The organism is Pseudomonas sp. NMS19W, assembly GCF_051554255.1.
GTDB lineage: Bacteria > Pseudomonadota > Gammaproteobacteria > Pseudomonadales > Pseudomonadaceae > Aquipseudomonas > Aquipseudomonas kribbensis.
Window position 1 is genome coordinate 5,022,080 of sequence record NZ_CP136718.1, and the last position, 13,540, is coordinate 5,035,619.

The window sequence follows — 13,540 nt, forward strand, 5'->3', positions numbered from 1 at the left end:
TTGTCGACAGCCGGGGCAACATGAGACAAACTCAACCTTTTCGTGTTGATCACAAATTTTCCTCATGGAGCCTGCGGTGCTTGAGATCCGTCACCTGAAAACCCTGCATGCCCTGCGCGAAGCCGACAGCCTGGTGGATGCGGCCGACCGCCTGCACCTGACCCAGTCGGCGCTGTCCCACCAGTTCAAGGAACTGGAAGAACGCATGGGCATGCCGTTGTTCGTGCGCAAGACCAAACCGGTGCGCTTCACCAGCGCCGGCCTGCGCTTGCTGCAACTGGCCGACGCGACCCTGCCACTGCTGCGTGCTGCCGAACGGGACATCGGGCGCCTGGCCGGGGGCACCGCCGGGCGTCTGCACATGGCCATCGAATGCCACAGTTGCTTCCAGTGGCTGATGCCGACCATCGACCAGTTCCGCGATGCCTGGCCGGAAGTCGAACTCGACTTGGCCTCGGGCTTCTCCTTCGCCCCGCTGCCGGCGCTGGCCCGGGGCGATCTGGATCTGGTGGTGACCTCCGACCCGCTGGAAATCGCCGGCATCACCTACGTGCCGCTGTTCACCTACGAAGCCATGCTCGCAGTCGCCAACCAGCATGCATTGGCGAGCAAACCGTACATCGTCCCCGAAGACTTGCTGACGGAAACCCTGATCACTTATCCGGTGGAACGCGACCGCCTCGACATCTTCACCCGCTTCCTCGAACCCGCCGACATCGAACCTGCGCAAGTACGCACCTCGGAACTGACGGTGATGATGATGCAACTGGTGGCCAGCGGCCGTGGCGTGTGCGGCATGCCGCACTGGGCGCTGCATGAATACAGCTCGCGGGGTTATGTGAAGGCCAAGCGGCTGGGGGAAAAAGGTCTGTTCGCGACGCTGTACGCGGCAATCCGCGCCGACATGCTCGACGCGCCGTACATGCGCGATTTCCTGCTGACGGCCAAGGACACGTCGTTCTCGACCCTGGATGGGGTCAGCGCGGTTCGTTGAGGCTGGCGGATGGCACCAAAGGCGCGCACCACATGTGGATCTTGTCGAAGTAGTCCTCGCCGACCCGCACCGCCATCGGTTCCAGACCGAACTGGATAAAGCCGCAGCGCTGGTACAGCTTGAACGCGGCTTCATTGCCGGCGGTGACGGTCAGTTGAATGACTTTCAGCGCCGGATGCTGCTGCGCTTCCACCAGCACCGCCTCCATCAATTTCAGGCCCAGCCCGCGCTGACGAAATTCAGCCGACACATACATCCCGAATACCGTTGCCTTGTGCCGGGCCTTTTCCCGAGGCTCGAATGCCAGGCCAACGATGCCCGCCAGGCGGCCTGCTTCGAACGCGCCAAACACCGCGTCGAGCTTGCTGGTCAGGCGCGACTCCCACCAGCTCAGCGGCATCGCCGCGCGCTCGCGCACGCTGGAGGTGAAGGCCTGCGGATGGCGGTCATACGCTTCCAGCATCAGTTCCCGATAGGCCAGCGCATGACTGGCGTCCAGCCGTTCGATCCACATGCTCAAGCTGCCTTGCGCTGCTCAAGCATCAGACGTACCGCCAGGCCACCGAGCACGAAGCCCATGAAATAACGCTGCGCCGCCAGCCACGTCGGGTTGCTGGCGAACCACGAGGCAATGCCCGCCGCCGACAGGGCAATCAACAGGTTGACGCTGAAACTGACGCTGATCTGGGTCAGACCGAGGATGATGCTCTGGCTGAACACCGAGCCGTGTTCCGGTGTGATGAACTGCGGAAACACCGAGAGGTAGAACACCGCGATCTTCGGGTTCAGGGCGCTGGTGAGAAAGCCCATGGTGATGAGCCTGCGCGACGAGTCCGCCGGCAATGCCTGCACTTCGAACGGTGAGCGGGCACCGGGTTTCACCGCTTGCCAGGCCAGCCACAGCAGGTACAGCGCGCCGGCCCACTTCAACACTTCATAGGCCATCGGCACCGCAAGAAACACCGCCGTCAGACCGGCTGCCGCCGCGAACATATGCACGAAGAACCCGGCCACCACGCCGAGCAGCGACGTGACCCCGGCCTTGCGCCCCTGACAGATCGAGCGCGAGATCAGGTAGATCATGTTCGGCCCCGGCGTCAGTACCATCAACAACGCGGCAGCGGCAAAAATCAGCAGGTCTTGAAGCGGGATCATGACGAAGTCCTTTGCACGAATGATCAGGCGATCGCAGTCAGCGAGGCTCGATAAAACGGCAGGATCAGGTCGCGTGTCAATGGGGCGAGAACCACATCGCCGTCGGTGGCCGGGTCGATCCAGATCACCTCTTCGATCTCGGCCGCCGGGGAGACATCGGCGTCGATGGTCAGCTGAAAGATCTCGGCCTGCACGACAAACCCCGGCTCGTTGGCGGCCGGTGCCGAGAACTGACCGAGAAAACTCGCCTGCGCCGGATCGATCACCAGCCCCAGTTCTTCTTCCAGCTCGCGGGCCAGGGCATGCACCGGCAGTTCATGGGCCTCGATCTTGCCGCCCGGTTGCATGAACGCCGTGGTGTCGCGCTTGCGCACCAGCAGGGTCTGGCCTTCGGGGTTGAGCAGCAGCGCGGCGGCAATACGAATGGTGCGGGGGAAACAGCGGATACAGAGGTCATGGGTCAGCCACCGGCCTTGGGAAAAACCGCAAGGATCCCATGCCGGCGGCGCCAGCGTCATCTCGTGCGGCCTCAAGAACCGGCCAGCAGCGCCGCTTCGCCCTCCTCCGGCACTTTCACGAACACCTTGTATTTGGCCCCCTCCATGGCCTCGAAACTGATCAGTTTGTCCACCAGCAGCGCACTCAGCACCTTGCCGGCATTGAGCAGCAACATGCCGTTGTCGGCATTGAGGTTGCGCGCCAGGATCATCCCCGCCGCCAGCTCCCGGGTGCCCAGCACCTTGACGCTCGGATCGGTCAGGGTGATATCGCTGACCATCGCGCAGACCTTGATGAAATCCTCGATCAGCTCGGGATCGTAAAGCCTGCCGGCGTACTGGCGCAGGTACAGCAACGCCTCGTCGCTGTTCATCTGCCGTTCGAGAATCAACCCGCGCTGCAACTCGACGAAATCCACCGCCAGTTTCAACAGCCGCGAGCCCAGGGGAATGGCCTCGCCCTTGAGCCGGTCGGGAAACCCGCTGCCGTCCCAGTGTTCCTGATGGTGCAGGATCAGCCGCGCGGCGTCCTTCATCGGGTCCAGGGTCATCAGCAGTGACTCGCTCTGTTTCGGATAACCCCGATAGCGGTCGCGGTCAGTGCTGTGCAACAGGTCCGAAGGGGTGGTCATCATGCTGTCGGTCCAGCTCAGCTTGCCGATGTTGTACAACGCGGCGGCCATGGTCAGGTCGCGGCTGGCGGCTTCGTCCAGCCGGTGCACCTTGCAGTAGCCGCGCACCAGTTCAATGATCTGCCGGTTGGTCTGCTTGGCCGGCGGCAGGCGCAGGTTGGCCAGCAGCGAGAACACTTCGGTGCCGGTCACATAGCTGTGCTTGAGCTCTTCGTAGGCCAGATCGAGCATGTCGGCGGTCTGCTGCAGCTCGGCGGTACGGGCGCTGACATGTTTTTCCAGGGTGCTGTTGAGCAGCTTCAACTGATCGTTCTGCACCCGGGTCAGTTGCTCCAGACGCTCGCGCTCACGGGCCAGATGCTGATGTTCCAGGGCCTGGCGCAGGATCAGCAGCATCTCCTCGTCATTCCAGGGTTTGCTGATGTAGCGGTCGATCTGGCCTTCGTTGATGGCCTTGATGATCGCCGAAGGGTCGGCATAGCCCGTCAACATGATCCGCGTGGTCGCCGGATACAGCTGACGAACGCTGGCCAGCAGCGTGGCGCCGTCCATATTGGGCATCCGCGCGTCACTCATCACCAGATCGACCGGACGTTGCGCCAGCACTTCCAGCGCCTGGGCACCACTGCTGGCGAGCAACACTTCATAGGGCTGGCCCCGCAGCAGGCGGCGTAGGCTGTTGAGGATCGACTCTTCGTCATCGACCAGCAACACGGCAGGCCGATGGGCAGGAGTCGGGGCGGATTGCTCTTCCATGGCGAGGCCTCGCGAATGACGATGGACGTGGCAGGCGTGTCGACAGACCTCCTCCCTTGCCCGCGCCTGAGTGACAGGCTAGATGATTTTTGCGCCGGGACCGCGCAAGTCATCGGGTAAGGCGAAGTACCCACAGGGCAACTATGCTCAAGTCGCTGGACGACACCATCAGCCTGCGCGCAGGCCTGTGATGAGGGGAAAAGGATGCTCCCGATAACGATCGTGCGTGAACTTGCGGGTAGGGCGCCATGAGTGCGCCACCTGGTCCCATCAATCGCCGTGTGCTGATCGTCGACGATACGGCGTCGATCCACGACGATTTCGCGAAAATCCTCAAGTCATCCGCGATTGAAGACAACCGTCTGGGCGAAACCGAAAGCCTGCTGTTCGGTACCCCGCCCGGCGCGCCTGCCACACAGAACGAAAATTTCGAGCTGGATTCGGCCTTCCAGGGGCGCGAAGCGCTGGACATGGTCGAAGTCGCGCTGGCCGCCGGTCGCCCTTACGCCATGGCCTTCATCGACATGCGAATGCCGCCGGGCTGGGACGGCCTGGAAACCATCGAGCGGCTCTGGCAGGTCGATCCCAAGTTGCAAGTGGCCCTGTGCACCGCTTATTCCGATTATTCCTGGGAAGAGATCGATCAGCGGTTGCCGCTGAATGATCGCCTGCTGATCCTGAAAAAACCCTTCGATGCGATCGAAATCCGCCAGATGGCCAGCGCCCTGACGGTCAAATGGCAAATGACCGAAGACGCCGCGCTGAAAATGAATCAGCTGGAACAAAAAGTCACCCTGCTGGCCCGCACGGATGGCCTCACCGGGCTGGCCAACCGCGCCACGCTGATCGAGCGTCTGCACCAGGCCTTCGCTGCCGCACGCCGGGGAGCGGCGCCATTCTCGGTGTTTTACCTGGACCTGGATCACTTCAAACGGATCAACGACACCCTCGGTCATCCGGTCGGCGACCAACTGCTGCAGCAAGTGGCACAACGGATCAAGGCCGGGGTCCGGGAGAACGACGTGGTGGCGCGTCTGGGCGGCGATGAGTTCGCGATCCTGCAACTGGACGTCAGCGAACCGACACAGTCCGCCGCCATGGCCAGCAAAATCCTTGAAACATTGCAGGCGCCCTTCCAACTGGGCGGCAACGCCGTGCGCATTTCGGCCAGCATCGGCATCAGCAGCTATGCGCCCGTCAGCTTCGATGCCGACAGCCTGTTGGGACAAGCCGACATGGCGCTGTACCGCGCCAAGGAGTCCGGACGCGATCAGTTTCACTTCCACTCGGAGGACATCACTCGGGAGGTGGCCGAGCGCATGGTCCTTGCCGAGGAGTTGACCACGGCCCTCACCCAGGGAGGACTGAAGCTCGATTACATGCCGGAAGTGGACCTGCACAGCGGCAGGATTCTCGGCATGGCCGCGCAGGTGAGCTGGCAACATCCCCGGCTTGGCCTGCTGCCGGCGTCAGCCTTCGTGCCGGCGGCGGAAAAGACCGGTGCAATCATTCCACTCGGACGCTGGATTCTGGATCAGGCCTGCTGGCAGATGCACCGGTGGCAAAACGACGGGGTGGCGCCTCCGGTGATGGCGATCAGGATTTCCCTGGCGCAGCTCAAGTCCGGCCCCGAACTCATCTACGACGTGCTGCGCACCACGGCTCGCTGGGAGCTGGCGCCATGGGATCTGCGCTTCGATGTCACCGAAGCCACCCTGGCCCAGACCCAATGGACCCACAACGATGCGTTGCCGCGCTTGCGCGAGCTGGGTGTGACCATCGCCATCGATGATTTCGGCACCGAATACTCATCGTTCGATTACCTGAAAACCTACCGGGTCAATCACCTCAAACTCGCCCGGTCCCTGATCGACAATGCGGCCCGGGATGAAGACGGCGCCAACCGGCTGCGGGCGATCGTCAATTTCGCCCGGGACCTGGCCATCGACATCAGCGCCGAGGGCATCCAGCCGGACGCTCAGGGCGCCGCCCCCGTGACCGGCGCACCGTTGAAAAACGTGCAGGGCTTTTGCCTGAGCGCGGCGGTCAGCCCCGAACAGGCCGCCCGACTGCTGAAGGACGCCAGCGCAGCCGCCCCGCTGCCCAGGGAGGATGAAGGATGAAAACGCCTTTTCCCCAGACCAACCGGCGCATTCTGATCGTCGACGATACGCCGGCGATCCATGCCGATTTCCGCAAGATCCTCGCCCCCGAGACGGCGGCTGAAGCGGATCTGAGTGGTCTTGAACAGACGCTGTTCGGCACCCGCCAGTCGCCGCACCTGACCTTTCAGCTCGATTCCGCCTATCAGGGCCAGGAAGCGTTGAAACTGGTGCAACACGCGCTGGACGAAGGTCGCCCCTATGCCCTCGCCTTCACCGACATGCGGATGCCGCCCGGTTGGGACGGCCTGGAGACCATCGAAAAACTGTGGGAGGTCGATCCGAACCTGCAAATCGCCTTGTGCACCGCCTACTCCGACTACAGCTGGGAAGCCATGGCCGAACGGCTTGAATTCGGCGATCAGTTGCTGATCCTGAAAAAGCCGTTCGACACCCTGGAAATCCGTCAGATGGCCAACGCCCTGACCTGGAAATGGCAACTGGCCCAGGACGCGGCGCTGAAGTTGCTCAGCCTTGAGCAGACCGTCGAAGCCCGGGTGCATGAGCTGCTCAAGGTCTCGCGCCTGTTGCAATACGACAGCCTCACGGGGCTGCCCAACAGCACCTTGCTCGGTGACCGTCTGACGCAGTCACTGGCCGCTTGCCGGCGCCATGACAAACAACTGGTGGTGATGTTTCTCGGCCTGGATCGCTTCAAGCGCATCAACAATGCCCTGGGCCATCCGGCGGGCGACGAGATGCTCAAACGGGTCGGCCAGCAACTGCTGGCCTGCGTGCGCGAATCGGACTCGGTGTTTCGCTACGGCTCCGACGAGTTCGTGGTGATGCTCAGCGACATCAATCACCCGCAGCAGACCCGCAGCCTCGCCGAAAAACTGCTGGCGGCCATCCGTGAGCCACAGACGATTGTCGGTCACGACGTCAGTGTCACCGCCAGCGTGGGCATCAGCCTTTATCCGGACGACGGGCTGGAAGCCATCGACCTGATCAAAAAAGCCGAGACGGCCATGCGCAATGCCAAGGAAAGCGGTCCGAACGAGATCGGTTTCTTCATCGAGGCCATGAACCAGCGGGCCCGGGAACAGCACGGCATCGAGTCGGGCATTCGCCTGGCCCTGCAACGGCACGAATTCGTCCTGCACTACCAGCCGAAAATCGATCTGGGCAGTGGCCGGGTGGTGGGCGCCGAGGCACTGGTACGCTGGCAGAAACCGGGGCATGGCTGGGTGTATCCATCGGAGTTCATCCCCGTGGCCGAAGACAGCGGCCTGATCGTGCCGCTGAGCAAATGGGTGCTGGGTGAGGCGTGCCGTCAGACGCGGGACTGGCAACAAGCCGGGTTGCCGCCGATCCGCATGTCGGTCAACACCTCGGCCATCGACTTCCGTCAGCGCCTGTTTGTCGAGGGCATCGAACAGGTGCTCAAAGAGACCGGGCTGGATCCCGCCCTGCTGGAACTGGAAATCACCGAAGGCGTATTGATGCAGAACGTCGATGCGACCATGAGCGCGTTGAACCGGCTCAAGGCCCTGGGTGTCAGGCTGGCCATCGATGATTTCGGCACCGGATATTCCAGCCTGAGTTACCTGCGGCGGTTCCCCATCGATGTGCTGAAGATCGATCAGTCGTTCATTCGCGGCCTGAGCCATGACAGCAGCGATGCCGCGCTGGTCGGTGCGATCATCAGCCTGGGCAAGAGCCTCAACCTGAACGTCATCGCCGAGGGCGTGGAGACCGCACAACAACTGGCCTTTCTCAGGGCCCACGACTGCGAGGAAGGCCAGGGCTTCCACTTCAGCAAAGCCCTGCCGGCAGACGCCTTCGCCCGTCTGCTGGTGGCCGGGGTGCCTGGTCCCTGGAGCGTTGCATGAACACGCCGACGACAGGCCTGTCGCGCAGTGTTTTGTTCCTGATGCTTTTCGCTCCCTGCGTCGATATCGTTGCCGCGCCGCTGGACGAGCCGCTGAAACCGCTGCCCGACATTCCGAAACAGGATCCGAAGCGCGTCGAGCTGGGCCGCCGGCTTTTTCTTGATCCACGGTTATCGCTCAACAACACCCTGTCCTGCGCCAGTTGCCATCAACTGGACAAGAACGGCGCTGACAGCCGGGCCCTTTCCCTGGGCTTCGATGGCCAGCCGGTGGCGGTCAACACCCCGACCGTGCTCAACGCCAGCCTCAATTTCCGCCAGTTCTGGGACGGGCGCGTGGAAACGCTGGAAGAGCAGACCAGCGGCGTCATCACCAGCCCCCACGAAATGGGCAGCGACTGGAACACTGTCGTGCAGCGGATTGCCGACGATTCCGGCTATCGCCAGTCTTTCAGTGCCGCCTACCCGGATGCCGTGACACAAGCCAATATCCAGAACGCCCTGACGAGCTACGAACGCACGTTGCTGACACCCGGCTCACGCTTCGATCAGTACCTGCTCGGCAACACCGAGATCCTGACCCTCGATGAGAAATACGGCTATCAGCGCTTCAAGGACTACGGCTGCATTGCCTGCCATCAGGGGGTAAACATCGGCGGCAACATGTACCAGAAGTTCGGGGTGTTCGGTGACTATATTGCCGATCGCGGCAACCCGACGCTGGCGGATCAGGGCCGGTTCAACGTGACCGGTGACGAAAACGATCGGGCCGTGTTCAAGGTGCCGAGCCTGCGCAACGTGGCACTGACCGCGCCGTACTTCCACGACGGCTCGGCGCCCACCCTCGAACGGGCGGTGGACGTGATGTTCCAGTATCAGCTGGGGCGCATGCCGAGCGAAGAAGACAAGGCGCTGATCATCGAGTTTCTTAAGACCCTGACCGGACACTGGGAGGGTCAGTCATGATGAAAACCGTCTCGGGGCGGCTCAGCCTGCTGTTGCTCAGCCTCCTGGCCGTATTGCTGGCCTCGGTCCTGGTGTTTCTGTACCTCAAGTCCAGTTCCGAGCAGACCACCACCTACACCGAATCCCGGGACCTGATCCGTCAGATCAAGCAACAGGATTCGCAGTGGGAAAGTGAAGTTCTCAAGGCCCGGGTGGCGATCACCCACAATTACGACCCGCTGGTCTCGCCGATGAACGAGATGAATCGCCTGTGGGCACGTTTCGAATCCATGGAATCCGGGCATGGACGCGGCGAATCCACACAATGGGACCATGCCCACGAACGCTACCTGGACGCCATGCAGGAAAAGACCCGTCTGGTGGAGCAATTCAAGTCGCACAACGCGTTGCTGCGCAACTCCCTGGCGTTTCTGCCCAGCGCCGAAGATGACATTCAGGCACAACTGGCCAATCTGTCCGACCTCGACAAGATTCAATTGCAGAACATCGTCACCGACACCTATGACCTGTTGCTCAGCGCACTGGAGTTCGCCCAGGTCGCCTCTGACGACAAAGCCTCCGACATCGAGGTGGGCCTGAACAAACTGGCGGTGAACGCGCAACGCCTGCCGGCGGATTTTCAGACTCCGATCAGGATCCTGAGCAATCACATCGCCCTGATCCTGCGCGAGCAACCGATCGTCAACCGCCTGCTCGATCAGATCGAGTCGATCCCCGTGGCCGAGCGCCTGGACACCATCACCAACATGCTCGACCTGGATCAGCAGCAGGCCGAACGCACCGACCAGAAATACCATTTCTACCTGCTGCTGTTTTCCGTCCTGCTGATGTTGTCACTGCTGTGGCTGGCCATCCGCCTGATCCGCAGCTTCGCCGAAATCAACCGGGTCAATGCGGCCCTGCAAACCGCCAATGACGTGCTCGAGCAACGGGTCGACGAGCGCACTCGCGAACTCAGGAACGTGCAGAGCGAATTGCTCGATGCCGCGCGCCAGGCCGGCATGGCGGAAATCGCCACCAACGTGTTGCACAACGTCGGCAACGTGCTCAACAGCGTGAATATTTCCTCCGACCTGATCTCGCGAAAACTGCGCAGCAGCAAAGCCCTGGGGCTGGGCAAGGCGATGCAACTGATCAACGAACACCCGGACGACCTCGGGCCGTTTCTGACCGAGGACGCCAAAGGCAAGCTGCTGCCCGGCTACCTCAACCAACTGGTGGGCGCCATCGCCCAGGAACAGCAGGAAATGGCCGAGGAACTGGCGCAGATGAACAAGAGCGTCGATCACATCAAGGACATCGTCGCCACCCAGCAATCCTATGCCGGCGCCAACAGCCTGACCGAGCCGCTGTACATCAACGAACTGCTCGAAGACGCCCTGCGCATGAACGCCGGCGCGCTGACCCGGCATCACGTCACGGTGGTCAAGGATTACGGCGACGTGCCCCAGGTGATGGGCGACAAGCACCGTCTGCTGCTGATCCTGATCAACCTGATCAGCAACGCCAAATACGCGATGTCCGACCTCAGCAACCGCCCGCGGACCATGACCCTGGGGGTGAAGATCGTCGATGAAGGTTTTCTGGAGATCAGCGTCCGGGATGATGGCGAGGGCATCGCACCGGAGAACATGACGCGGATCTTTGCCCACGGTTTCACCACCCGCAAGGATGGCCACGGCTTCGGCCTGCACAGTTGTGCCCTGGCGGCCATCGAGATGAACGGCCATCTCACCGCCCACAGCGACGGGCCTGGCCTGGGCGCCCTGTTCACTTTGCAGATCCCGCTGATCACGGTAACGGAGAACGCATGAGCGAACTGTCGAACCGCCGCATCCTGCTGATCGACGACATGCCGTCGATCCACGAAGACTTTCGCAAGATCCTCACCCCGAACCGGGCGCAGTCGGCGGAACTGGACGAGATGGAAGCGGCCCTGTTCGGCGCCCCCGCCAAGCCCCGACGGACGATGTTCGAACTGGACTCGGCCTATGGCGGCGAGGAAGGCCTGGCCAAACTCAACCTGGCCCTGCAGGAGCAATGCCCCTACGCTCTGGCCTTTGTCGACATGCGCATGCCCGACGGTTGGGACGGAGCGAAAACCATCGAGCAGTTGTGGCTGCAGGATCCGCAATTGCAGGTGGTGGTCTGCACCGCGTATTCCGACTATTCCTGGGATGAACTGCTGGATCGCCTGCACGCCCATGATCGGTTGCTGATCCTGAAAAAACCCTTCGACAACATCGAAGTCCAGCAGATGGCCAACACCCTGCTGACCAAATGGCAGATGACCGAGCGCGCCTCATTGCAGATGCATCACCTGGAACACCTGGTCGACCAGCGCACCGCCCAGTTCAAGCAGGCCAGCGAAGCCTTGCAGCGAGAGATCGACGAACGCAAGCAACTGGAAGGCCAATTGGTGCAGTCGGAAAAACTCGCCTCGCTGGGGCAACTGGCCGCCGGGGTCGCCCATGAAATCAATAACCCGATCGGCTTCATTTCCTCCAACCTCGGCACCCTCGACGGTTACTTCCAGCAACTGCTGGCCATGCTCGGCGCCTATCACGCCGCCGGGCAGACCCTGGCTGCCGAGCCGGCTGCGCAGTTGCAACAAATGCGCGAGCACCTCGAAGTGGATTTTCTGCTGGAAGACATTCCGGTGCTGATCCGCGAATCCAAGGAAGGCATCGGCCGCGTAGGGCAGATCGTCAAGGACCTCAAGGACTTTTCCCGGGTCGACACCCAGCAGCAATGGCAGTGGGCGAACCTGCAGCAGGGCATCGAGTCGACCCTGAACATCGTCGCCAGCGAACTCAAGTACAAGGCCGATGTGATCAAGGAATATCAGGACCTTCCGGAGATCGAGTGCCTGCCCTCGCAGATCAATCAGGTCATCATGAACCTGGTGATCAACGCGGCGCAGGCCATGGGTGCCGAGCGCGGCACCATCACCCTGCGCACTGCGGTGCAGGGCGAGTCGGCGATCATCGAAGTGGCCGACACCGGTTCGGGCATTGCGCCCGAGACCCTGCAGAAAATCTTCGACCCGTTTTTCACCACCAAACCCGTAGGCCAGGGGACAGGGCTGGGTCTGTCCCTGTCCTATGGCATCGTGAAGAAACACGGCGGGGATATTTCAGTCAGCAGCACGTTGGGCGCCGGCACAACGTTTCGCGTGCAATTGCCCTTGCGCCAGACCCGGCCTGCGGCCTGATGTCAGGTCGCTTCCTGGAAATCCATTTCCGGTGGCTGGCGACGGAAACCGCCGGTCAGCACCGCCAGATACACCACGCCAATCGCCAGCCAGCTCAGGCCCAGATACACCGCCAGGTGATCGAGGCTGACCATCAGCCACAAGTCCGCCACCAGACCGATGAACGGGAACACCAGAAACAGCAGCAGCTCGCGCGGGCCTTTTTTCTCGCCACCGATCCAGTAGTGAAAAATCACTGACAGGTTGACCAGGCTGAAGGCCAGGAACGCGCCGAAGTTGATGAACGAAGTCGAGGTGGTCACGTCGAGTTTCAGCGCCAGCAATGCCACCACGGCGCAGAGCAGGATGCTGTTGACCGGAGTGCCGAAGCGTTCGTGCAAGGTGCCGAAGAATGACTTCGGCAACACGCCGTCACGGCCCATCGCAAACAGCAGCCGCGAACCGCTGGCCTGGGCGGACAGACCCGATGCGAACTGACCGACGATCAGGCCGATGAGGAAGATCGAGACGAACAGATCGCCGCCGATGTTGCGCGCAATCTCGTAGGCCGCCGAGTCGACATTGTCGAACTGGAACGACGGATGAGCGACTTGCACGAAGTACGACACGCCGACGAAAATCAACCCGCCGATCAGGGTGATCAACATGATTGCCCGAGGGATGGTGCGACGTGCATCGCGGGTTTCTTCGGTGAGGGTGCTGACCGCATCGAAACCGAGGAACGAGTAGCAGGCGATGGCCGCGCCGCTCATGATCAACGGCATCTGCATGTCGCCGTTGAAGAACGGTTTGATCGACCACAGCGGCGTGCTGGCGTCGCCGCCGATGTAATGCACGCAAAGAGCGACGAACGCGACCAGCACCAGGAACTGCACCAGCATCAGCAAGGCATTGATGCCGTTGGCCAGTCTCAGGCCGATGATGTTGATCGCGCTGGTGATGCCGATGAACGCCAGCACCCAGATCCACTGCGGGATCGACGGGAAGGCCGAAGCGAGGTACGCGGCGCCGATCAGCCAGATCGCCATCGGCAGAAACAGATAATCGAGCAGCACCGCCCAACCGGCGATGAAACCGAGTTTCGGGCTGATGGCCTTGCGCACATAGCTGTAGGCCGAGCCGGCCACCGGAAATGCAGCAGCCATGCGGCCATAACTCATGGCGGTGAAGAACATCGCCACCAGCGCCGCCAGATACGCGGCGGGCACCATGCCGGCGGTGGACTGGGCGAGGATGCCGAACGTGCCGAGGACAATGATCGGCGTCATGTAGGCGATGCCGAACAGCACCACCGACCCCAGCGAAAGGGTGCGTTGCAAACGAGCCATGGGCG

The 13,540-nt window shown here is 62.0% G+C and carries 11 protein-coding genes; 6 read left to right on the plus strand and 5 right to left on the minus strand.

Going from position 1 to position 13,540, the window contains the following annotated elements:
- The first annotated feature begins 76 nt into the window (after window positions 1–76).
- Window positions 77–994 carry a transcriptional regulator MetR gene (gene metR / locus R1A29_RS22990; protein WP_085709456.1) on the plus strand — a complete coding sequence of 306 codons (918 nt, stop codon included), beginning with the start codon at window positions 77–79 and terminating at the stop codon, window positions 992–994.
- On the opposite strand, the gene R1A29_RS22995 is transcribed toward metR, so the two are convergent.
- From R1A29_RS22995 to R1A29_RS23010, 4 genes are read right to left on the minus strand one after another with little or no spacing between them, the layout of a single operon-like run.
- Window positions 978–1,508, minus strand: a complete 531-nt coding sequence (locus R1A29_RS22995; RefSeq protein WP_438299674.1) for an N-acetyltransferase family protein — start codon at window positions 1,506–1,508, stop codon at window positions 978–980. The genes metR and R1A29_RS22995 overlap by 17 nt on opposite strands.
- Before the next feature lie 2 nt (window positions 1,509–1,510).
- Window positions 1,511–2,149 (minus strand): LysE family translocator, encoded by a 639-nt coding sequence (locus tag R1A29_RS23000; RefSeq protein WP_085709454.1) that lies wholly within the window; start codon window positions 2,147–2,149, stop codon window positions 1,511–1,513.
- Between the two features lie 23 nt (window positions 2,150–2,172).
- The gene (locus R1A29_RS23005; RefSeq protein ID WP_438299675.1) at window positions 2,173–2,667 is read right to left on the minus strand and encodes an NUDIX hydrolase; all 495 of its coding nucleotides are present in this window, start codon (window positions 2,665–2,667) and stop codon (window positions 2,173–2,175) included.
- A gap of 11 nt (window positions 2,668–2,678) precedes the next feature.
- Window positions 2,679–4,034 carry an HD domain-containing phosphohydrolase gene (locus R1A29_RS23010; protein WP_438299676.1) on the minus strand — a complete coding sequence of 452 codons (1,356 nt, stop codon included), beginning with the start codon at window positions 4,032–4,034 and terminating at the stop codon, window positions 2,679–2,681.
- A gap of 248 nt (window positions 4,035–4,282) precedes the next feature.
- On the opposite strand from R1A29_RS23010, the gene R1A29_RS23015 reads away from it, so the two are divergent.
- Genes R1A29_RS23015 through R1A29_RS23035 form a run of 5 tightly spaced genes read left to right on the plus strand, consistent with a single transcriptional unit; the run spans window position 4,283 to window position 12,207 of the window.
- Window positions 4,283–6,157 carry a putative bifunctional diguanylate cyclase/phosphodiesterase gene (locus R1A29_RS23015; RefSeq protein WP_438299677.1) on the plus strand — a complete coding sequence of 625 codons (1,875 nt, stop codon included), beginning with the start codon at window positions 4,283–4,285 and terminating at the stop codon, window positions 6,155–6,157.
- The gene (locus R1A29_RS23020; RefSeq protein ID WP_438299678.1) at window positions 6,154–8,028 is read left to right on the plus strand and encodes a putative bifunctional diguanylate cyclase/phosphodiesterase; all 1,875 of its coding nucleotides are present in this window, start codon (window positions 6,154–6,156) and stop codon (window positions 8,026–8,028) included. The genes R1A29_RS23015 and R1A29_RS23020 overlap by 4 nt, the downstream gene beginning before the upstream one ends.
- 41 nt (window positions 8,029–8,069) lie before the next feature.
- Complete coding sequence (locus R1A29_RS23025; protein WP_438302083.1) at window positions 8,070–8,993, plus strand: cytochrome-c peroxidase; 924 nt, start codon at window positions 8,070–8,072, stop codon at window positions 8,991–8,993.
- Window positions 8,993–10,807, plus strand: a complete 1,815-nt coding sequence (locus R1A29_RS23030; protein ID WP_438302084.1) for a DAHL domain-containing protein — start codon at window positions 8,993–8,995, stop codon at window positions 10,805–10,807. The genes R1A29_RS23025 and R1A29_RS23030 overlap by 1 nt, the downstream gene beginning before the upstream one ends.
- Window positions 10,804–12,207 (plus strand): ATP-binding protein, encoded by a 1,404-nt coding sequence (locus R1A29_RS23035; RefSeq protein ID WP_438299679.1) that lies wholly within the window; start codon window positions 10,804–10,806, stop codon window positions 12,205–12,207. The genes R1A29_RS23030 and R1A29_RS23035 overlap by 4 nt, the downstream gene beginning before the upstream one ends.
- 2 nt (window positions 12,208–12,209) lie before the next feature.
- On the opposite strand, the gene R1A29_RS23040 is transcribed toward R1A29_RS23035, so the two are convergent.
- Window positions 12,210–13,535 carry an APC family permease gene (locus tag R1A29_RS23040; RefSeq protein ID WP_438299680.1) on the minus strand — a complete coding sequence of 442 codons (1,326 nt, stop codon included), beginning with the start codon at window positions 13,533–13,535 and terminating at the stop codon, window positions 12,210–12,212.
- Window positions 13,536–13,540 lie beyond the last annotated feature (5 nt).